The organism is Mesorhizobium sp. M0659, from assembly GCF_040320605.1.
Lineage (GTDB): Bacteria > Pseudomonadota > Alphaproteobacteria > Rhizobiales > Rhizobiaceae > Mesorhizobium.
Window position 1 is genome coordinate 102699 of the sequence record NZ_JAMYPY010000001.1, and the last position, 19245, is coordinate 121943.

22 protein-coding genes are annotated in these 19245 nt (G+C 62.8%); 8 read left to right on the forward strand and 14 right to left on the reverse strand.

What is annotated here, in order from left to right; all coding sequences use genetic code 11:
• Window positions 1–7: 7 nt before the first annotated feature.
• The 3 genes from NKI31_RS00505 to NKI31_RS00515 are packed head-to-tail and all read right to left on the reverse strand — an operon-like array spanning window position 8 to window position 1737.
• A complete protein-coding gene (locus NKI31_RS00505) occupies window positions 8–892 on the reverse strand; it encodes a DMT family transporter (protein WP_023697600.1) in 885 nt (294 codons plus the stop codon).
• Entirely contained in the window at window positions 889–1497 is a 609-nt protein-coding gene (locus NKI31_RS00510; RefSeq protein WP_023669053.1) for a class I SAM-dependent DNA methyltransferase, read from the reverse strand. The genes NKI31_RS00505 and NKI31_RS00510 overlap by 4 nt, the downstream gene beginning before the upstream one ends.
• A gap of 27 nt (window positions 1498–1524) precedes the next feature.
• Entirely contained in the window at window positions 1525–1737 is a 213-nt protein-coding gene (locus NKI31_RS00515; RefSeq protein ID WP_023697599.1) for a hypothetical protein, read from the reverse strand.
• Window positions 1738–1802: 65 nt separating this feature from the next.
• On the opposite strand from NKI31_RS00515, the gene NKI31_RS00520 reads away from it, so the two are divergent.
• Window positions 1803–2747, forward strand: coding sequence for a LysR substrate-binding domain-containing protein (locus tag NKI31_RS00520; RefSeq protein WP_023697598.1), 945 nt, complete (start codon window positions 1803–1805; stop codon window positions 2745–2747).
• Here the strand turns inward: NKI31_RS00520 and NKI31_RS00525 are convergent.
• The 6 genes from NKI31_RS00525 to NKI31_RS00550 all read right to left on the reverse strand — a co-directional run bounded on the left by NKI31_RS00525 (window position 2744) and on the right by NKI31_RS00550 (window position 6819).
• Window positions 2744–3250 (reverse strand): DUF2314 domain-containing protein, encoded by a 507-nt coding sequence (locus NKI31_RS00525; protein ID WP_023697597.1) that lies wholly within the window; start codon window positions 3248–3250, stop codon window positions 2744–2746. The genes NKI31_RS00520 and NKI31_RS00525 overlap by 4 nt on opposite strands.
• A 152-nt stretch (window positions 3251–3402) precedes the next feature.
• Window positions 3403–4467, reverse strand: a complete 1065-nt coding sequence (locus tag NKI31_RS00530) for a glycoside hydrolase family 25 protein (RefSeq protein WP_023690159.1) — start codon at window positions 4465–4467, stop codon at window positions 3403–3405.
• A gap of 137 nt (window positions 4468–4604) precedes the next feature.
• Window positions 4605–4796, reverse strand: a complete 192-nt coding sequence (locus tag NKI31_RS00535; protein ID WP_023669058.1) for a hypothetical protein — start codon at window positions 4794–4796, stop codon at window positions 4605–4607.
• 116 nt (window positions 4797–4912) lie between these two features.
• The gene (locus NKI31_RS00540; RefSeq protein ID WP_352650351.1) at window positions 4913–5311 is read right to left on the reverse strand and encodes a GFA family protein; all 399 of its coding nucleotides are present in this window, start codon (window positions 5309–5311) and stop codon (window positions 4913–4915) included.
• Between the two features lie 187 nt (window positions 5312–5498).
• The gene (locus NKI31_RS00545) at window positions 5499–6455 is read right to left on the reverse strand and encodes an alpha/beta fold hydrolase (protein WP_023834154.1); all 957 of its coding nucleotides are present in this window, start codon (window positions 6453–6455) and stop codon (window positions 5499–5501) included.
• Between the two features lie 115 nt (window positions 6456–6570).
• Complete coding sequence (locus NKI31_RS00550) at window positions 6571–6819, reverse strand: ParB N-terminal domain-containing protein (protein ID WP_023694150.1); 249 nt, start codon at window positions 6817–6819, stop codon at window positions 6571–6573.
• Window positions 6820–6988: 169 nt separating this feature from the next.
• Between NKI31_RS00550 and NKI31_RS00555 the strand changes: the two genes are divergently transcribed.
• From NKI31_RS00555 to NKI31_RS00575, 5 genes are all read left to right on the forward strand, one after another.
• Window positions 6989–8620, forward strand: coding sequence for a N,N-dimethylformamidase beta subunit family domain-containing protein (locus tag NKI31_RS00555; RefSeq protein WP_352650019.1), 1632 nt, complete (start codon window positions 6989–6991; stop codon window positions 8618–8620).
• Window position 8621: 1 nt separating this feature from the next.
• Window positions 8622–9995 (forward strand): aminotransferase family protein, encoded by a 1374-nt coding sequence (locus tag NKI31_RS00560; RefSeq protein ID WP_023743111.1) that lies wholly within the window; start codon window positions 8622–8624, stop codon window positions 9993–9995.
• A gap of 10 nt (window positions 9996–10005) precedes the next feature.
• Window positions 10006–10935, forward strand: coding sequence for a 3,5-dioxohexanoate:acetyl-CoA acetone transferase (kce, locus tag NKI31_RS00565; RefSeq protein WP_023743112.1), 930 nt, complete (start codon window positions 10006–10008; stop codon window positions 10933–10935).
• Window positions 10936–11144: 209 nt separating this feature from the next.
• Window positions 11145–11648, forward strand: coding sequence for a GNAT family N-acetyltransferase (locus NKI31_RS00570; protein ID WP_031193711.1), 504 nt, complete (start codon window positions 11145–11147; stop codon window positions 11646–11648).
• A complete protein-coding gene (locus NKI31_RS00575) occupies window positions 11645–12673 on the forward strand; it encodes a histone deacetylase family protein (RefSeq protein ID WP_023743114.1) in 1029 nt (342 codons plus the stop codon). Before NKI31_RS00570 ends, NKI31_RS00575 begins: the two co-directional genes overlap by 4 nt.
• A gap of 4 nt (window positions 12674–12677) precedes the next feature.
• Here NKI31_RS00575 and NKI31_RS00580 read toward each other — a convergent pair whose 3' ends face one another.
• The 3 genes from NKI31_RS00580 to NKI31_RS00590 form a co-directional block, all read right to left on the reverse strand.
• Window positions 12678–13940 carry a cysteine desulfurase-like protein gene (locus tag NKI31_RS00580; protein WP_352650022.1) on the reverse strand — a complete coding sequence of 421 codons (1263 nt, stop codon included), beginning with the start codon at window positions 13938–13940 and terminating at the stop codon, window positions 12678–12680.
• Between the two features lie 51 nt (window positions 13941–13991).
• Window positions 13992–15059 carry an aldo/keto reductase gene (locus NKI31_RS00585; protein ID WP_352650024.1) on the reverse strand — a complete coding sequence of 356 codons (1068 nt, stop codon included), beginning with the start codon at window positions 15057–15059 and terminating at the stop codon, window positions 13992–13994.
• A 119-nt stretch (window positions 15060–15178) separates the two neighbouring features.
• Window positions 15179–15721, reverse strand: coding sequence for a hypothetical protein (locus tag NKI31_RS00590; protein ID WP_023706484.1), 543 nt, complete (start codon window positions 15719–15721; stop codon window positions 15179–15181).
• 330 nt (window positions 15722–16051) lie between these two features.
• Between NKI31_RS00590 and NKI31_RS00595 the strand changes: the two genes are divergently transcribed.
• Window positions 16052–16216 (forward strand): hypothetical protein, encoded by a 165-nt coding sequence (locus NKI31_RS00595; RefSeq protein WP_023690170.1) that lies wholly within the window; start codon window positions 16052–16054, stop codon window positions 16214–16216.
• Window positions 16217–16291: 75 nt separating this feature from the next.
• Here NKI31_RS00595 and NKI31_RS00600 read toward each other — a convergent pair whose 3' ends face one another.
• Window positions 16292–16798, reverse strand: coding sequence for a DUF1993 domain-containing protein (locus NKI31_RS00600; protein ID WP_023690171.1), 507 nt, complete (start codon window positions 16796–16798; stop codon window positions 16292–16294).
• A gap of 124 nt (window positions 16799–16922) precedes the next feature.
• On the opposite strand from NKI31_RS00600, the gene NKI31_RS00605 reads away from it, so the two are divergent.
• Window positions 16923–17981, forward strand: a complete 1059-nt coding sequence (locus NKI31_RS00605) for a DUF1176 domain-containing protein (RefSeq protein ID WP_352650027.1) — start codon at window positions 16923–16925, stop codon at window positions 17979–17981.
• A gap of 36 nt (window positions 17982–18017) precedes the next feature.
• Here the strand turns inward: NKI31_RS00605 and NKI31_RS00610 are convergent, their stop codons facing one another.
• Entirely contained in the window at window positions 18018–19223 is a 1206-nt protein-coding gene (locus tag NKI31_RS00610) for an epoxide hydrolase family protein (RefSeq protein WP_352462365.1), read from the reverse strand.
• Window positions 19224–19245: the final 22 nt, after the last annotated feature.

Here is a 19245-nt window from a genome sequence, read left to right on the forward strand (position 1 = left end):
CCGCGGGTCAACTTGCCGAGGTCGCGGACACGGACGGTTCTGGCGGAGCGCGCCACGTGCCGAGATATGATCCGCACAGGATGAGCGCGAAGGCCGCGACAATGCCGATATCGAGCGGCTCTGAAAGGACGAGCACGCCGGCTGCCACGGAGACGGCGGGCGCCACATAGGTTATGACGACCGCCCGTTCGGGGCCGATCTCCCGCACCAGCAGGAAGTAGGTGGCGAAGGCAATCGCCGTGCAAAACACGCCAAGACCGAGGATTGCGCCAACCACCGTTGTCGACGGCATGGCCGCCGGCCAGGCCAACGCCGCCGGCACGGCGTAGATCAGCGCGGCCCCTGCCAGACAGACTGCCGTCAGCGAGGTAGCCGGCACATCGTTCAGCCAGCGCGACGCGATGATCGAACCCGAGGCATAGCAGGCCGCGGCCATGAGAATCTCGACGACCGCGAGAAATCCGCCACCCAAGGTCGGCAGCGCCAGCACGAAGACACCGGCAAAACCGAGGAAAAGGCCAGTCCAGCGGCGTATCCCCAGCCGCTCATCCGAGCCCATCAGCTTTGAGAGCGCGACGGTTACGGCCGGCGTCATGGCAATCAGCAGTCCCGCGGTGGAACTGTCGATGCTGACTTCGCCATGGGTGATCAGCCCCCATGGCAGGATCATCTCGACCAGACAGAATGCGGCGACCGCCCGCCAATGTGTCTTCAGCCATCCGAAACTGCGCTGGACAAGGACGAAGGGCAGCAGCGCCAGGGCGCCGACGGCTGTTCGGGCAAAGACCAGGAAGGGCACCGACACCTCGGCAACCGCCAGCTTGATCAACAAATAGGGAATGCCCCACAGGAGGCTGAGCAGCACGAACAAAAACAGTCCGCGGCGCGTCATGACGGCCTCACAGCCAGAAAGGTGGTCCACTCTTCGCGATCGCGGCCGACGTTGAATTCGTCTCCGACAAGAACCAGCCCGGCGTTTTCGAGTCGGGCCGCGAAGTCGTCCCTGCGCCAGTAGACCGTATGATATTCGCCGCTCTTCTCGCCATCGCCAATGCGCATCGAGACGAGGAAGGCGCCGCCCGGCCGCAGCGACCCGGCAATCTTGGCAAGCACCTGGTCGGCCTGCTCGCGCGGCACGTGGATCAGGACGCACAATGCGAGCACCGCGTCGTAGGGGCCGCCGAGATCGTCGGTGATGAGATCGAGAAACTCACCATGCTTGCCGCGTGCGGCCTGCAACTCGAGAAACCGCTTCGTTGCGTCTGTGCGCCGAACCTGGACACCGAGCCCTTCGACGAAGTCCGCGTCGTATCCGGGTCCCGAGCCGACTTCCAGTATGCGGCCGCCTTTGCCGGCGATCTTCACCAGGCGCTTCAGCCATTTCTGTTCTCTTTGGTTCGGAACGTGCCGCACCAGAGCGTCGTAGCGTTCGGCATAGTCCTCATAGGCGTTGATCGTTTGGCGGCTCTTCGCCAGATCCTCGGATGGCACAGTCATCTTTCCCTCCCCTGGTCAAAGAGCTTGTTAGCCAATGGTGCCGGGAGGCACGCGTCCGTCAAGCATACCGATATCCCTGAGGAAATGATCCGACAGCGAGCGGCGGTCGAGCAGGCCGCGCTTGCGAGGCCTGAACGGCGCGGTGAAGAGGTCGAGCACCGGGCGGCGAAGCGTGTTGTAGAGAGCGATGGTGGTGGTCATTGCCGTATCCTCCAGGGTTTGATCCGATGAATGCAGCATGCCGTTTTCCGGGCTTGGTTTCCAATCGAACGTCGCGTAGTATGCATCAGCGGGATTGATGCGTCATGAGCTGGGAACTACCACCATTAGGAGCCATCAGGGTCTTTGAAGCCGCGGCCCGGCTGGGCAGTTTCACCAAGGCAGCCGAAGAACTCGGCATGACCCAATCAGCTGCCAGCTATCAGATAAAGGTGCTGGAAGAACGTGCCGGAACGCCGCTTTTCATAAGAAAAACAAGGCAGATCGCGCTGACCGAGGCCGGACAGCAGCTGGCGCCGCACGCAACAGGCGCGTTCTCGACCCTGGCCGACGCATGGGTCGCCACCAAGGGTGGAGCGACCGGCGTGCTGTCGGTGACGACCATGGAAACCTTCGCATCGAACTGGCTGGCCGTATGGCTTGGAACATTCCAGCTGATGCATCCCGATCTTGCCGTGAAGGTGAATACATCGCACGGGCTGGTCGATTTCACGCGCGGCGACATGGATGTCGGCATTCGCACCGGCAGTGGAAAATGGCCGGGCCTGACGGCTCACTATCTGTTCAAGGCGGACTATACGCCGATGCTCAGCCCGAGACTCGCCGAAAGCGTCGGCGGCATCCACCGCCCTGAGGATCTCTACCAACTGCCGCTATGCTGTGCCGACGATCCCTGGTGGGAAATCTGGTTCAAGGCTGCCGGCGTGCCGTTCGAGCCCGATCGCGTCATCGCTGGCCCGAAGCTGGGTACGCAGGCCTATGATGCGATGGCGGCGCTGACCGACAAGGGCGCCGCGATCCTCACCAGAAACCTTTACAGCGCCCTGTTGGAAAAGGGCCAGTTGATACAGCCATTCGACGTGCTTGGCTCGGACGGCGACGGCTATTGGCTGGTGCATCTGGAGAGCCGCCGCAACGCGCCCAAAATCAAGGTGTTTCGCGACTGGGTGCTGGCGCAAACGGCAGAGATACGCGAACGCGAACGGCTCGATAACCCTCAAGGCGCCACGATCAAGCTCGCCCGTGTCTAATCCTTAAAGGTCAACCCGTACTTGGCGACCTGTTCCTTCGGCATATCCGCAAGCGCCTGGCGCGTGGTGTAGCCGCCGTAGATCACCTTCCCGTTCTTGATCATCCAGTCCTCGACGTCGGCCTCGGTTACCGTCATCCTGTCGCCCATCTTGTACTTGTTGCCATTGACCGGCACGTCGGCGAGCAGGCCAATATAAGAGCCTTCGCTGTAGCCGACCAGCTGCAGCCAGATATGCTCGGTGGCGCCGTTCTGGGTCAGCGGGAATTTTACCGTGTAGGTGCCGGGCGTGCCGGCGTTCATCAGTTCGTGGAAGCGCTTGAGGGTCGAGCGGCCGCTGTCCTTGGCGGCCTGCATCGCCTTGTCCTCGGTGGAATAAGACACGACGTTCTGCTTCGACTCAGCCAGCGAAGCGCCACTTCCGCCCGGCATGTGGCCGAGCGAGCTAAAAAACCCGTAGCCGACAGCGGCGGCAAGAGCGACAGCCACAACTGGATTGCGCATGGACCCCTCCGAAACCCGATCACGGGCACGTTACCGGAAGGCTGTTGCGATACCGCTAAAGGACAGAGTGAGCGGATCGTTAGCGAGATGCTGAAAATTCAACCCAAGGCGCAGCGGCAGGCAGCGCAGGCGCACCGGCACCTGCCTGACGTTCAGTCGGCGTCGGCGACGGTCGTCTGCCCGCCTGCCCATGCCCGCCAGGCGCGCTCGTCGCCATGGAAGACGTTGAGGTCGATGCGGCCGGTCACGCCGTGCGACAGGCCGGAGCCGGAATACTGCCAGAACAGCCATTTGCGGCCGGGATAGACTTTTGAGGGATGCCGCGCGACGGCGCGCAGCCAGAACGGATAATCGAGAAACGCACCCTTGAGATTGTCGCGATAGAAATCCGGCGCGGTGTAGATGATGGGCCGCTGGCCGTAATGGCGCTCCAGCTTGTCCATGAACACCTTCATCTTTTCCAGCACGGTGGCCCGCGACGGCCGCCGCTTGCAGGAAGATTCGCCGTTCCACTCGACATCGATTACCGGTGGCAGCGCGCCTTCGACCCTCGGCACATTGCGGATGAACCAGTCGGCCTGCTCGCCCGCAGTGCGGCACCAGTAGAAGAAATGATAGGCGCCGCGCTTCAGCCCGGCGGCGTCGGCATTGCGCCAGTTCTTCATGAACATCGGGTCGAGATGGTCGCCGCCATCGGTCGCCTTGATGTAGGCGAAGTTGGCGCCCTGGGCACGCAGCTTGCGCCAGTTGACATTGCCCTGCCAGCGCGAGACGTCGACGCCGTGGACGGCAAGGTAGCGTGGCGAAGCCTTGCCGAAATTGATCGGCTTGGCGTCGCGGAAACCGTAGCGGGTGACCGGCGAGGCCAGCATGGCCGGCGCCGCGCGCGTCAACCGCTTCGGCGCAGACATCAGAGCGGCGGGCTCGAGCTGTGGTCTGGTGCTCCCCTGCGGCGTGCCCGCGACGATGGCCTCTTCTTCCTCGACCATGGAAAAGGGCGGCGCATTGTCGGCCACAGCGTTGTCGGCCACCATGTCGGACCGCATCGGCGCGAGGTCGGCGGTCTCCGCCGGAGCCGCTGTGACCGGCGCGCTCGGACGCACGACCGAACTGGTCGTCTCGTTCGACGGCTGCAAGCCATCGACGCCCGCTGTGGACGAACAGCCGGCAAGCCACAGCGATGCCAACATGAAACTGACGACGCCTGAAATCCGCATCTGGACCTGTACGCAAAACACAACAGACCGAAGGCAAACAGACGCCGCCGGACAAACCGGCCTCGATTACTAACGAGAAATTACCAACAAAGTTTGAATCAAGTTATTAGGAATTGGCCGGACGAAGGATCATAGCCTTACCTTCCCAGCCATTGCTGCATGCAGCTTTTCGCCACCACATGCGCCGGTGGCACGGCGTCGGCGGCCGGGCGGCGGGCACGTTCGAGCAGCAGGCGAACCTGTTCGGGGCGCACGCGGTCACGCTCCATCACGAGGAGGACCATCGGATCGCTCAAAAGCTCGTCCAGAGTGCTGATTCTGTCGCTCATCGGTCGTCTCCTCGATACCGGCCCGCAGACGACAGATAGGCAGGCAATCATGGCCCGCCAATGACGCTTTGCCGGCTATGTCGTGGTTTCGGGATTAATTTCCGGTAAGGCCGGCGTCAGTTCGGAGGCGGCGCGCCTTCATGGTGCGGCAGGCCGTCATCGAGCTGCAGCCAGGGCTGCTTCGAGGCGGTCCACATATGCATTTCCGGCTTGAACAGCGAGGGATCGTCGAGCGAGCCGGTGGTGATGCCGACGATGCCGGCGGAGTCGCGTCGGGAAAACAGCGTGGTGCCGCAAGCGGCGCAAAAGCCGCGCTTGAGGTCCGGAGAGGTGTTGACCGTCGCCACCTCTCCCTCGACCGTGACATCGTCGATGCGAAACAAAAGGCGGGCGTTGAACGCCGCGCCTATGACCTTCTGGCAGCGCCGGCAGTGGCAGACGCGCTGGTTAAGCGGCGCCGCCTCGGAGCCGTAGCGCACTGCCCCGCAATGGCATCCGCCCTGGTATTTCGTCATCATTCGAACCCATCGCACTGAAGGTCTCTTGATGATATCGACAGGTACCTTCCGGTCAATTGAAAAGCCCTGATGGCGCCATCGATTGCGCCGATAGGACCAATGGCTGCGCCAAGGCTCCGTAGCTTCGCAGGCACAAAAAAGCCGACCGCCTCTTCGAGACGGCCGGCATGTATTTTCAGGCAAGCTATTTCGTTTCGCTGAGGACTTCGTCCCAGGTCTTCACCTTGGTTTCGCCATTGAGGAAGGGCAGTGCCGCGGCCGTCAGTTCCGGTGCGAAGAAGACGTCGTAGTGAGTGCGGTTGGGAATGATGGCCAGCCGGTTCTGCGACAGGTTCTCACGCATCCAGCCGGCATCCTTCAGCCCGCCGCCGAGCATCTGGTAGAACTTGATCTCGTGCTCGGGCTTGTACATGTCGCTGTCGCCATAGGCCAGCATGACTGGCATCTTCAGCTTCGCCACATCGGCGGAATAGTCGTAATCCTTGCGCATGAAATTGCCCAGCGCATCGAGCAGTTTGGGGAAATCGTCGGGACGTGGGGCGACGGCGACGTAGGATTTGTACATCGGCGTGTCCTTCATGAAATCGGCGGCGGCCGCGCTCACCTGCGCCTGCTGGCCGCGCATCTCGTCATAGAAGCCATTGGCGGCGAAGCCGGTCGAGACCAGGACCAGACGTCTCACCGTCTCGGGATGCTGAACGGCCATGCGGAAGGCGACGCCGCCGCCCAGCGAATAGCCAAGCACGTCGACCTTGTCATAGCCGAGCGCCTTGACGATACCAGCCATGTCGTCGCCCATCCCCTCCAGGCTGAAGGGTCGCTCGCCGAGCGCGGTGCGGCCATGGCCCTGCAGGTCGACGGCAATGATGGTGCGGTTTTCCGCCAGTCTAGGCAGCAACGGCGCGAACATGTCGGACGTGCCAAGGCCGCCATGCAGCAGAAGCAGCGGTTCGCCCTTGCCGTAGACGGCATAGTAGTAATTCAGGCCGTCGATCGGCAGCAGGCCGGACTTTTCCGGCTTCGGCATGGCTGTTGCTTCGGTGGTCATGGCGGGCTTGGTCTCCTCTGCATTGGCTGGGCCGGGCGCTGCAAACAAGGCAGCGACCGAGGCAAGAATGGCGAAATAGATTCGTCTGGACATGTCGGTCTCCTCAGGTTCCCCCCAAGGACGAGCGAGCACGCCGCGTGCCGACATGCCCTGCGAAAAAATCCGCGGAAAAATGATCGGTTTGGCTGTTGTCGATCGGTCGCGCGCCTCAGTGGCGCTTGGCTTGCACCAGATAGGCGTCGATCTCGGTCTCGCCGAGCCATTTGGCGGCTTCCAGCCGGTGCAGGCCCTCGACCAGGATGTGGCGCTTGCCGTCATTGCGAACCTGGATCGGCGTCTTCATGCCGTTTTCCAGTATGTCTTCGGCCAGGTGCCGGACCGTTTCGGGATGCAGCGTCTTCTTGCGCGCCGTCGGCACGTAGATGTCATCGACCTTGACCTTCTGCACTCTCAGCATGCCGGCTCCCGAGGCGGAACATACCGCCTCGCCTGAGATAGTCGGTTTGCCGGGTGCGGCCAAGAGCGGCCAAGCAATTGTGTCGTATGCAATTGCTGGCCCGATCGTTTCCATTTGACGCTTGGCCGGCAGATGGCCGAAATGGCGGCCTGTCACTTTTCCGGTGTTCATGACCCATCTGCCAACCGAATTTCCCGATTTCGGACTGACGCCCGAGCAGCGCCGCGAGGCAGTGCGCGGCCATTACTATGAATGGCCGGGAATGGACGGCGAGCGGGGCGAGATCTGGTGCTATTCTGATCGATTTTCCTACCGCGCCGGCGAGACCGTGACGATGCATGTCAGCTCGACGGCGCCGCGCTTCAGCATTGTCATTGTCCGCGACGGCGGCAGCGAGACAAAGGTCTTCGAGCAAACGGGGCTTTCGGCGCGCTGGCAGGATACGCCCGACCAGTGCTCGGTCGAAGGCTGCGGCTGGGAGGCGTCTTTCGAATTTCGCATCGGCGACGATTGGCCATCCGGCGCCTATCGGCTGACGCTGACGGCGGACGGGCGCGAGCCTATCCATTGCCATCACCTCATCATCGTCGCGCCCCTGCCCGGCAGAAAACCCGGTCGCGTGCTGCAGGTGGCGGCGACGGGCACCTGGCTGTCCTACAACACCTGGGGCGGCTCCAACGCCTATCAGGGTATCACCGGACCTGGCCGCGACCAGTATGCGCGCATGGTGTCGACGCAGCGGCCGTGGTGCCGCGGCTTTGTCGTGCTGCCCAAGGACGCGCCGCGCGTGCCCCTGGAGGTCGCGGTGCCGCCGAAAACAGTGCCGCGCTATCCGCACATGGAATGGGCGTACGCCACCGGACATTCGAAGAAATACACCTCCTCCGGCTGGGCGAGCTATGACTGCCACTTCTTCCGCTTTGCCGAGCGCGCCGGCTACGGCGTCGATCTCGCCAGCCAGCACGATTTGCACTTCTCGCCCGAAATCCTCGATGGCTATGACTGCGTGGTCTTCGGCGGCCATGACGAGTACTGGACCTGGGAAATGCGGGACGCCGTCGACAGCTACGTCGAGCGCGGCGGCCATGCGGCGCGCTTTGCCGGCAATTTCATGTGGCAGACAAGGCTGGAGGACGAAGGCCGCCGGCAGGTCTGTTACAAATACCGCGCGCGGGCCGAAGACCCGGCCTATGGCGGCGACGTCACCCGCGCCACCAACTCCTGGGAAGCGCCGGAGATCGGCCGTCCCGGCGCTCTGACCTTCGGCCTCAACGCAACGAGGGGCGTCTATGCCGGCTGGGGCGGCTGCGCGCCGCGCGGCGTGCGCGGCTTTCCGGTCTATCGGCCCGAGCATTGGGCCTTTGCCGGCACCGGAATCTATTATGGCGACCTGCTTGGCGCCGACAGTCATGTCTATGGCTATGAGGTCGACGGGCTCGATTTCGAGATCCGCGGCGGCCTGCCCTATCCGACACCGGACAGCGGTGCGCCTGACGGGCTGCAGGTGCTGGCCGTCGGCATGGCGAGCCAGGTCGAGGAAAGCGCCGATATCCCGATCGAGGACCAGTTTCTCACCGACGAGGATGGCCGCTTTACGGCCGAAACGCTGTTTGGCGAGGCGACCGACGCCAATCTGGAAAAGGTCAAACGCGGCAACGGCATGATCGTCAATTTCCCGCGCGGCAAGGGCGAGGTTTTCCACGCCGGAAGCTGCGAATGGGTCGCCGGCCTGCTCAGGCAGGACCCGATGGTCGAGCGCGTGACCAGGAATGTAATCGATCGCTACCTCGGAAAGTCCTGACATGCAGAAGCCCTCATCAACTGGTTCAGGAACGCGCGCGCCCTCGCACCTGTTCTACCTCTCCAGCCTGCGCCGGCCGCTGATCGACCGCGCCGAAGGCATTTATATGTGGACGCAGGACGGCCGCCGCTTCATCGACGGATCGAGCGGACCGATGGTCGCCAATATCGGCCATTCCAACCGCAACGTGCTCGACGCCATGAAGCGGCAGATGGACCGCGCCACCTTCGCCTACCGCCTGCATTTCGAAAACGAGCCGGCGGAAGAACTGGCGCGGGAGCTCGCCGGCAAACTGCCGGAGGGCATGGACCGAATCTTCTTCGTCTCCGGCGGTTCGGAGGCGACGGAATCCTGCATCAAGCTGGCGCGGCAATGGGCGGTCGCGACCGGCCAGCCGAAGCGCTGGAAGGTTATCACGCGTTTTCCCTCCTATCATGGCGGCACGCTGGGTTCGCTTTCGATAACCGGCGACGATGCGCTGGCCGAAACGTTCACACCGATGATGCGGGTGATGCCGACCGTGCCGGCGCCGACGGCATGGCGCGACCGCGACAATCTTTCGATGGAGCAGCGCGGCGTCCGCTATGCCGACATGCTGGAGGAGAAGATTCAGGCCGAGGGCCCGGACAGCGTGCTCGCCTTCATCATGGAGCCGATCGGCGGTGCGGCGACTTCGGCCCTCGTCGCACCGGACAGCTATTATCCGCGTATACGCGAGATCTGCGACCGCTACGGCATCCTGCTCATCCATGATGAAGTGATGAGCGGCGCCGGCCGCACCGGAAAATTCCTTGGCGGCGACCATTGGAACTGCAAGCCCGACATCGTCGCGCTGTCGAAGGGGCTTGGCTCCGGCTATGCGCCGCTCGGCGCGCTGGCCGCCCCGATGCGGCTGGTCGAGCCGCTGCTGGCGTCGGGCGGCTTCCAGCATGGCCACACCTATGCTGGCAATCCGCTCGCCTGCGCGGCCGGGCTCGCCGTGCTCGGCGAGATGGACCGCCTCGACCTGATCGCCAATGCCGCCGCGATGGGCGACGTGCTGATGGACGGGCTGAAAGGGCTGGCGAAGCGTTTTCCGTTCATCGCCGATGTCCGAGGCAAAGGCCTGCTCACCGGCGCCGAGATGGTTGCCGATCCCGACACGCTGCGGCCGATCGAGCAAGGCAAGAAAACCACGCAGCGCCTGCTCGACCTCGCCTACGAGCGCGGGCTGATCATCTACGGCCGCAGGGTCAAGGGCGGTGTCGACGGCGACAATTTCATGGTGGCGCCGCCGATGATCGTCACGGCTGAAGAGGTCGGCGAGATCATTTCCATCATCGGCGATTCGCTGGAAGTTCTGGCCGCCGAACTCGACCTGCCGGTCGAAGGCTGAGGGCTAAAGAATGGCGCCGAGGAAAGTCATCATCACCTGCGCGGTCACTGGCTCGGTGCACACCCCGTCCATGTCGCGCTATCTGCCGGTGACGCCGGACCAGATCGCGGCTGACGCCATCGCGGCGGCCGAGGCCGGCGCCTCAATCCTGCATCTCCACGCCCGCGATCCCAAAGACGGCCGGCCGACCGCCGATCCTGAGGTGTTCATGCAATTCCTGCCGCGCATCAAGCAAGCGACCGATGCGGTGATCAACATCACCACCGGCGGTTCGTCGCTGATGACGCTCGACCAGCGGCTGGCGGCACCACTGCGGGCCGAGCCGGAAATGTGCTCGCTGAACATGGGCTCGATGAATTTCGCGCTGTTCCCGATGCTCGACAAGCCAAGGGAGTGGCAGCACGAGTGGGAACCAAAGCTGCTCGAAGCCACGCGCGACACCATCTTCAAGAACACCTTTGCCGATATGGAAGGCGTGCTCGAAAAGCTCGGCAAGGGCTGCGGCACGCGCTTTGAGTTCGAATGCTACGATGTCGGCCATCTCTATTCGCTGGCGCATTTTCGCGACCGCGGGCTGGTGTCGGGGCCGCTGTTCATCCAGTTCGTGCTCGGCATTCTCGGCGGCATCGGCGCCGATCCCGACAATCTCATCCATATGAAGCGCATCGCCGACAAGCTGTTCGGCGACAGCTACCAGTTCTCGGTGCTCGCCGCCGGCCGCCACCAGATGCCGCTGATCTCGATCGCGGCGGCGATGGGCGGCAATGTCCGCGTCGGGCTGGAGGACAGTCTCTACGATGGAAGGCAATTGGCGAAATCCAATGCCGATCAGGTGCGCAGGATACGCGCCATTCTCGATGGCCTGTCGCTGGAGGTCGCAACGCCGACCGAGGCGCGCGAGATGCTGGCGCTGAAGGGCGGTGATAGGGTGGCGTTTTGAGATGATTGATCTGCGATGATGGCCTTCTGGCACACCCCCCTCTGGCCTGCCGGCCATTTCCCCCTCAAGGGGGGAGATCGGATGTCACTGCGGCCTTCGCCAATCTCAATCGTTGCAAAATGGATGGCAGCGCCAAAGCTGCCAATCTCCCCCCTTGAGGGGGAGATGTCCGGCAGGACAGAGGGGGGTGCCTGGGCGCCTTGCCTATCGTGAGTACAGTCACCCTCCGCCCCGGCACCATCGACGACGTCGACACCATCCATGCCGCGCTGCTCAAGCTCGGCACCCATATCGGCGCGCATCAGGAGATCACGTCCACTGCCGACGATCTCCGCCGCTACGGCTTTGGCGACAAACCCGCCTTCTCCACCCTGATCGCCGAGATCGGCGGCGATTTTGCGGGGCTCTGCCTGCATTTCCCGATCTTCTCGACATGGATGGGGCGGCCCGGCGTCTATATCCAGGACCTCTATGTCGAGGACCGGTTTCGCGGCCGCAAGATCGGCGAAAGACTGCTGCGCCGGGTCGCGCTCGACTGCCGCCGGGATGGCGGCGCCTATCTCAGGCTGTCCGTCGACACCGACAATGACGGCGCCAAGGCTTTTTATGAGCGGCTGGGCATCGCCTGGTCGAGCTACGAGCAGACGCAGAAGATTGTTGGCGATGCCTTTTTCGCCTTTGCCGATGCAGCGCAGGATGGGGACGCGGAATGAAAGCCTTCTTTGCCGAGGAGCAGAAACGCCACGACCCGAAGGCCTTTCTGTCCAGCGGTGCGCCGCAGCCCAATCCCGAACAGCCGGAGCGGGTAGAGCGATTGTTAGCCGGCGCAAAATCCGCCGGATTGATGATCGAGCGGCCCAGGGAACATGGCCTAGGCCCGGTGGCGGCCGTGCATACGCCGGAGTATCTCGCCTTCCTCGAACACATTTTTGCGCGCTGGCAGCGCATCGAGGGCGCATCCGCGGAAGTCATCCCCAACATCCATCCACTGGCCCGCACAGGGTCCTATCCGGCCTCGGCGGTCGGCCAGGCCGGCTACCACATGGCCGACACCGCTTGCCCGATCTCCGCCGAAACCTGGCACAGCGCGCTGTGGAGCGCCTGGAGTGCAGTCGAGGCAGCCGAAGCGGTGATATCGGGCGCGCCTGCCGCTTATGCGCTCTGCCGGCCGCCCGGCCACCACGCCTTTGCCGATGTCGCTGGCGGCTTTTGCTTCATCAACAATTCGGCGGTCGCAGCCCAGGTGTTGCGCAAGCAAGTGGGGCGGGTGGTGATCCTCGATGTCGACCTGCATCACGGCAACGGCACGCAAGGCATCTTCTATGCCCGGGCCGATGTGCTGACAGTGTCGCTGCATGCCGATCCGGTGCGCTTCTACCCGTTCTTCTGGGGTCATGCCGACGAGCGCGGCGAAGGTCCGGGCCTCGGCTATAATTTCAACCTGCCCTTGCCGCGCAAATCAGCCGACGCGGCGTTTCTGGAAGCCCTCGAAGTGGCGTTCCAGCGTATCCGCGCCTTTTCGCCGGACGCGCTGGTCGTGGCGCTCGGTCTCGATGCGTTCGAGGGCGATCCGTTCGGCGGGCTTTCGGTGACCACGCCCGGTTTCTCGCGGATCGGCGAGGCAATTGCCAAGCTCGGCCTGCCGACGGTTATCGTCCAGGAAGGCGGCTATCTTTGCGACGCGCTCGGCGACAATCTCACGGCGTTCCTCACCGGTTTCGGCGGCAAACAGCGATAGCTGACTAGCGCTGCTGCCTCAGCATGGCGATCACCCGGTGCACGCTTTCCAACGTCTCGTCGATCTCTGCCGCCGTGTTGTAGTGCGCAATACCGATGCGCACGACGCCCTGCTCGGCCGGAATGCCGAGATGGTGGACGATCTCCCAGGCGTAGTTGTGACCCGACCATAGAAAAATGTTCTCGGCATTCATCTGCCGCACGATCGTCTCTGGCACGATGCCGTCGACGGTGAAGGACACGGTCGGCACGCGCTCAATGACACGCTTCTGATCGGTGATGCCGCGGATGGTCAGGCCCTCAATGGCGGACAGCCCATCGATCAGCCTCAGCGCCAGCGGGTTTTCGTAGGCGATCGACACTTCGTATGCCTTTGCGATCTTTTGCCTTCGCGAACCGCCCTCGCCGGCCGCAGCACCGAGTTCGGCGAAGTAATCGACCGCTGCGGTAAGCCCGGCCATCAGTTCGATCTGCGGCGTGCCGAGTTCGAAGCGCTCCGGCAGGCCATTGGAAGAGCAACGGCATTTGTAGGGTTGCAGCGCATCGATGATGTCGCGGCGTCCCCACAATATGCCCATATGCGGGCCGAAAAATTTGTAGGCCGAGCAGATCAGGAAGTCGCAGCCGAGATCCTGCACGTCGACCAGCCCGTGCGGCGCGAACTGGACGGCATCGACATAGACCAGCGCCCCGGCCTGTTTGGCAATTCGCGTCAGCGCCTTGACCCGGTTGATCGAGCCGGTGAGGTTCGAGGCATAGTTCAGCGCCACGAGCCGAGTCTTGTCGGTGAGCAGAGCGCTGAGCGCCGCCTCCTCGACCTGCCAGCTCTTTTCGTCGAAGGGCAGGAAGCGCACGACGAGGCCAAGATCTTCGGCCAGCTGCAGCCAGGGCGAGACGTTGCCCTCATGATCCATGCGGGTGACGATGATCTCGTCGCCCGGCTTGAAGCCGCGGCCGAGCGTGCGCGACATGTGATAGGTCAGCGTCGTCATGTTGGCGCCGATGATTATTTCCTCCGCGCTCGCTGCACCCAGGAAATCGGCCATCGCCGCATGGGCGTCGTCGAACACCTTTTGCGCGGCAAGCGTGGTTTCGAAATAGCCGCCGAGATTGGCGTTGGTGGTGAGGAGGCAGCGCGCCACCGCGTCGGCAACCGCTTGCGGCACCTGGGTGCCGGCCGGATTGTCGAGATAGATGCGACGGCGGCCGTTATCGGTCAGGTCCAGCGCCGGAAATTTTCCCCTGACGGTCTCGATCGGAAAATCCATGGCTGTCCCTTCCCCTTGTCTTTGCTCGGCAATTCCGGCCAAATGGTCTGCTTATGGGCACGGATTGCCGACGCGCTGGTGGATCGCATCCACGCCCTTCTGCATCTCGTCGGTCCAGGTCACGTCGGCTGACGACAGCGCCATCTCAAGCTGGGCAATCGTCGTCGCGCCGATGATGCTGGAAGTGACGAAAGGCCGGCTGGCGACATAGGCGTTGGCAAACAGCGCCGGTTCAAGGCCGAAGGAACGCGCCAGTTTATTGTATGCGAGCTGCGCCTCCGCCGCATTTGGCGTCTCGTAGCGCTGGCCGCGGTTGAACAGCTGCGAGCGCGAGCCTTGCGGTCGCGCGCCATGGTCGTATTTGCCGGTGAGATAGCCTTGCGCCAGCGGCGAATAGGCGAGAAAGCCAACCTCTTCGCGGTCGCAGACTTCGGCGAGGTTCACCTCAAAGGTGCGGTTGACCAGATTGTAGGCGTTCTGCAGCGAAACGATGCGCGGGCCGACGCCCTTGTCGGCCTCGGCAATGAAGCGCATGACGCCCCAGGAGTTCTCGTTCGACAGGCCGAGATGGCGGATCTTTCCCGCCTTCACCAGCTCCTCGAAGACGGCGAGTGTCTCGGCGATCGGCGTCTCGCCGGCCGGCGCGCCAACGGCGTCGGCACGGCGCGGCACAGCACCCACGCGGGTCGGATTGGCGCCCCAGGGAATGTCACGTTCCGGCCAATGGATCTGATAGAGATCAAGATAGTCGGTGCCGAGCTTGGCCAGCGATTTGTCGATGGCGTCAAAGATGTCGGCGCGCACCAGCTTCGACGGACGGCCGCCGCGGAACCAGCTGTTGGCGGTGCGGCCGACCACTTTCGAGGCCAGGATGACCTTGTCGCGGTTGCCGTTGGCCTTCATCCAGCTGCCGATGAACTTCTCCGTCCGTCCTTGAGTCTCCTCTTTGGGCGGGATCGGGTAGAGCTCGGCGGTGTCGATGAAATTCACACCGCGCTCAAAGGCCAGATCCATCTGCGCATGGCCTTCGGCCTCGGTGTTCTGCTCGCCCCAGGTCATCGACCCCAGGCAGATCTGGGTAACAAGAAGATCGGTCCGACCGAGACGGCGTTTGTGCATGGGGTTTCTCCGGCGGGAGGTTTGCGCGGACAGCGCGGGAAGGAAGCCGCATGTATAGGGAAAGCGGCGCCGCTCTCCAACCCTCAGGGAACCCGACTTTTGCGTGAACCCTGGAAAAGTCAGCGCCGGACGCCGGCCAGCGCGCGCCGCTTGGCCTCATCGATCAGCATATTGGCCACCTGCATGCGGATCATGGCGCGCTGGCGCAAATGCGGCGCGACGCGGTCGGGGTGGTTGGCGAAGGCGAAGCTGCGGCGCATGCGGCCGAGATCGGCGTTCTTGACGGGATGATCGAGGCCGAGCTCGACGGCGATCGCGTCAGGGTCGATCGGCGGCAGCTTTTCCTCGGGCTTTGCCTCCTCGCCGGCCAGCGCCAGCTTGGCATGATCGAGAAGGGCCGCGAATTCTGCGGCCAGATCGGCTCCCGCCTCGCGGTATTCGGCGGCGAATGTTTCGCCCGAGACCTTGATGCGGCCGGAATGAAGCTCGTCGGCCACGGAGAGATAGTCGAACGGGATCGACGGCCGGGCGCTCGTCTCTTCCGCCGCCTCATCCTTGTCGGAGGCAACGAACAGATCGTCGAGCAAGGAAGCGAAATCCCGCTTGGCGCCGATGTCAGCCTCCCCCTCGTTTAAGCGTGCGAACAGAGCCGGTCGCAGCATAGAACCGGCTCGTTAAAAATGAATGCCGCTGATCTTAACCAGTTTAGGCGTTTGCGAGGTTTGGGCGGGCCCGGTTGGCGATGCGCAAGACCCAACAAAAAGCCGGACTGCATTTGCATGCAGTCCGGAAATTCGCCAGGAGTGGCGAGGAAAAGCCGGCCATGTGCCAGCGTCTATGCATACGGTGGGGATGCGCCACAAGTTTCAGCGCACGCGGCAATTGTGCCGAAAAAAAATCGCTTGGCATGGCTGCCATGCAAATGCTGCACTGCACAATCTTCACAATTTTCCTATACTCGGCGCCGTGGAGGATCAACAAGGGGCCGAATCATGGGGTTCTTCACTGAAATGTTTGCCCGTCCGCGTCCGCAGGAGCATCAGCGTTATCGTTCCGCCCTGGCACTGCTGCACTCGATGAGCAATGCCGACCGCGCCGACATCGGCGTCAAGCCGGCCGATTTCCCACGCATCGCGCGCGAAATGTCACTGCGTTGAGTAAGCCTTGGCGCTGAACCAGCGTCATACGAGGTTTCCCGGCAGCGGCCGGGAAACCTCGCAACGCGCAATTCGTCAACGATTACCGAGATAGGCGCCCTTGGTCAGCGGCACGCCATTGTGGCGCAGGATGTCGTAGGCGGTGGTCACGTGGAAATAGAAGTTGGGCATGGCGACATGCAGCAGATACTGCATGCCTGGCATCGAGGCTTCGCGCTGGCCAAACTTCAGTTCGACCACCCTTTCATCCGAACCCTCGAATTCGGCGGCTGAGAATGACGCCAGCAGATCGAGCGTCTTGGTCAGGCGCGCCTGCAACTCGGCGAAGGTCGCTTCATTGTCTTCGTATTTCGGCACTTCGCGACGGGCCAGCCGTGATGGCGCGCCCTTGGCGTGGTCGGTGGCAACCTGCACCTGCCTGACCAGTGCGTACATGTCGGGCGCCAACCTCGCGGTCAAAAACACCTGCGGGTCGATCTTGCGTTCAGTTGCATTCTGTTCGGCGGCCGACAGCACGCCGGACAGCGCCTTCAGCCTGGCCGAAAACACCGGCACCGAGGCTTCATACATCGATAGTGTCACGTCAAATCTCCATTGCGGCTGAAGCGCCGACCGCGGGACGTAGCGCCTTCCCGGGCGATTCTTCAAGCGTCACCACGTCGCCGCAATCTCTATGATAGGCTCCTTTCGTGGTGGAGATTCTCCGATGAGACGCGTCTTTCTGGCAGCGGCCGCCTTTTGCTCCCTTGCCGCATCCGGCCAGGCTGTGTTCGCCGACGATGAACCGGCAGCCGATGACCAAGCCCCTTACGTCGATGACAGGTCGGATGCCGCAGCCGTCATCCGCTCGCTCTACAGCGCCATCAACCGGCACGAATTCGCCCGCGCCTGGGCTTACTACGGCGATACCAAGCCGGCAAAGGATTTCGATACCTTCGTCAAGGGCTATGACGGGACCGGCAGGGTCGACGTCGAAACCGGTGCTGTTTCCGACGAGGGCGCAGCCGGCAGCATCTATTACAGCGTTCCGGTCGCCATCCGCGCCACCGACAAGGACGGCAAGGAAGCAGTTTTCGCCGGCTGCTACACGCTGCGCCAGGTCAGCGCTCAGATCCAGGCCCCGCCGTTCCGACCGATCTTTATCGACAAGGGCGCGCTGAAGCCATCCAAGGCCGATTTCGAGGGGGCGCTGCCGCCAAGCTGTGGTGACGGGCCGCCGCCGCCGAAGAAGGACACCGCACTCGAGCACGTGAAGAAACTGTTCGCCGCTGATTTTGGCGATCAGTGTGACAAGCAATTTCTCGGCGAGGAGCCGAACATCTTTTCGATCAAATACAAGGCAAAGGACGCGGCTGCCAGCGATCCCGACAAGGAAACGCGGCTTTTCGAGTTCTACTGCCAAGCGGCAGCCTATAACGCAAGTTCGGTCTACTACATGACCGACGAAGTATCGGGCGTGCGGCAGTTGCAGTTCACCGAGCCCGAAATGGATATCCGTTACGAGAACAATGACAGCGACGGCAAACTGCTGGGCATGGATATCATCGGCTTCCGCACAACCGGCTGGGCGGCCAATTCCGAATATGACGAAGAAGCCAAGACGCTGACCACGTTCAACAAATGGCGCGGCATCGGCGACGCCTCGGACAAGGGGATATACCTGTTCCGTAACGGCGATTTCTCCCTCGTCCAATATGATGTGGACGCGTCTTACGATGGCGAGGAGAACCCGCAGACGGTGGTCGACTACAACACCGCGCCGTAGGGGTCTTAGCAGGAACCGCCGCGCTCAAGCAGTCCTTCACATTCGCCTTCTCGTTTCAGGCCGGGAACGCATCGGCCGGAAGAAGGCGCGAATGTCTTCGACCAGAAGACTCGGTTCCTCCAGCGCAGCGAAATGGCCGCCTCGCGGCATCGATGTCCATCGCTGAACGTCAAAGACCCGCGCCACCCAGGATCGAGGCGGCATCGGCAACTCGCGAGGGAAAAGCGCTACCCCAAATGGCGGCGAAACGCGTTCCAGCGTCTCGAACGCAAGAGGGAACAGTCGATTCTCCTTGTAGAGCCGCAAGGACGAGGTGAGCGCGTTGCTGAACCAATAGAGCGAAACATCCGTAAGGAGCGTGTCCATGCCGAAGGTGCGCTCCACGTCACCGTCGCAATCGCTCCAGCTACGGAACTTCTCGATCATCCAGGCTGCGAGACCGATCGGCGAGTCTGTCAGAGCATAAGCAAGCGTCTGAGGCTTCGTGCCCTGCAGATGGGCATAGGCGCCCTCCGTTGCCGTCCAGGCCGCGGCGTTGTCCAGAAAGGCCTGCTCCTCAACGGTGACGGGTGGCAGACCTGCACCCAAGGGTGGCCGATAGCTCCCGGGAATGTAATTGACGTGGACGCCAAGCACGCTTTCGGAATGGAGCCGTGCCATCCAGGCGGAAACGCCCGCCCCGATGTCGCCTCCTTGGGAAGCGAAGCGGTCGTAGCCGAGCCCCCGCATCAACTGTACCCATAACTCCGCGATGCGGCCGGAATGGAAGCCTGGTTCCGTCGGCGCCTGGGAAAAGCCGTATCCGGGCAAGGAGGGAACTACCACGTGGAAAGCGTCGGCCGGGTCACCACCATGGGCAGCTGGGTCTGCCAGCAATGGAATGACGTGTTCCATTTCGATGAACGAGCCGGGCCAGCCATGCGTTATGATCAGCGGCAGCGGCGCCGGTCCGTTGCCTGGCTGGTGGACAAAGTGGACATCTAGGTTGTTCAGCCTCGTCAGATATTGCGGCAGCCGGTTCAGCCGCGCCTCTTGCACTCTCCAGTCGAAGCGGTCTCGCCAGTAATCCGCAAGGCGCTTGATGAACGGCAGGTCGGCCCCATCACTCCAGCCCGCTTCGCTTAGCGGAATTGGCCATCGTGTTGCGCTAAGCCGGCGCTGGAGATCTTCAAGTTGTTCGTTCGGAATTTGGATCTTGAAGGGGTGAGCGTCCATCGCTGTGCTTCCGATCTGTTGGATCATATCAGCCTACCCCAGTAAGGAT

Bases quoted from the DNA above. Each gene is read 5' to 3' on its own strand.
- NKI31_RS00610 (WP_352462365.1), bottom strand. From the start codon at position 19,223: ATGATCCAACAGATCGGAAGCACAGCGATGGACGCTCACCCCTTCAAG.
- NKI31_RS00510 (WP_023669053.1), bottom strand. From the start codon at position 1,497: ATGACTGTGCCATCCGAGGATCTGGCGAAGAGCCGCCAAACGATCAAC.
- kce (WP_023743112.1), top strand. From the start codon at position 10,006: ATGGCGCCGAGGAAAGTCATCATCACCTGCGCGGTCACTGGCTCGGTG.
- NKI31_RS00595 (WP_023690170.1), top strand. From the start codon at position 16,052: ATGGGGTTCTTCACTGAAATGTTTGCCCGTCCGCGTCCGCAGGAGCAT.
- NKI31_RS00555 (WP_352650019.1), top strand. From the start codon at position 6,989: ATGACCCATCTGCCAACCGAATTTCCCGATTTCGGACTGACGCCCGAG.
- NKI31_RS00535 (WP_023669058.1), bottom strand. From the start codon at position 4,796: ATGAGCGACAGAATCAGCACTCTGGACGAGCTTTTGAGCGATCCGATG.
- NKI31_RS00560 (WP_023743111.1), top strand. From the start codon at position 8,622: ATGCAGAAGCCCTCATCAACTGGTTCAGGAACGCGCGCGCCCTCGCAC.
- NKI31_RS00505 (WP_023697600.1), bottom strand. From the start codon at position 892: ATGACGCGCCGCGGACTGTTTTTGTTCGTGCTGCTCAGCCTCCTGTGG.
- NKI31_RS00590 (WP_023706484.1), bottom strand. From the start codon at position 15,721: ATGCTGCGACCGGCTCTGTTCGCACGCTTAAACGAGGGGGAGGCTGAC.
- NKI31_RS00545 (WP_023834154.1), bottom strand. From the start codon at position 6,455: ATGTCCAGACGAATCTATTTCGCCATTCTTGCCTCGGTCGCTGCCTTG.
- NKI31_RS00585 (WP_352650024.1), bottom strand. From the start codon at position 15,059: ATGCACAAACGCCGTCTCGGTCGGACCGATCTTCTTGTTACCCAGATC.
- NKI31_RS00530 (WP_023690159.1), bottom strand. From the start codon at position 4,467: ATGCGGATTTCAGGCGTCGTCAGTTTCATGTTGGCATCGCTGTGGCTT.
- NKI31_RS00515 (WP_023697599.1), bottom strand. From the start codon at position 1,737: ATGCTGCATTCATCGGATCAAACCCTGGAGGATACGGCAATGACCACC.
- NKI31_RS00525 (WP_023697597.1), bottom strand. From the start codon at position 3,250: ATGCGCAATCCAGTTGTGGCTGTCGCTCTTGCCGCCGCTGTCGGCTAC.
- NKI31_RS00605 (WP_352650027.1), top strand. From the start codon at position 16,923: ATGAGACGCGTCTTTCTGGCAGCGGCCGCCTTTTGCTCCCTTGCCGCA.
- NKI31_RS00520 (WP_023697598.1), top strand. From the start codon at position 1,803: ATGAGCTGGGAACTACCACCATTAGGAGCCATCAGGGTCTTTGAAGCC.
- NKI31_RS00550 (WP_023694150.1), bottom strand. From the start codon at position 6,819: ATGCTGAGAGTGCAGAAGGTCAAGGTCGATGACATCTACGTGCCGACG.
- NKI31_RS00540 (WP_352650351.1), bottom strand. From the start codon at position 5,311: ATGACGAAATACCAGGGCGGATGCCATTGCGGGGCAGTGCGCTACGGC.
- NKI31_RS00575 (WP_023743114.1), top strand. From the start codon at position 11,645: ATGAAAGCCTTCTTTGCCGAGGAGCAGAAACGCCACGACCCGAAGGCC.
- NKI31_RS00580 (WP_352650022.1), bottom strand. From the start codon at position 13,940: ATGGATTTTCCGATCGAGACCGTCAGGGGAAAATTTCCGGCGCTGGAC.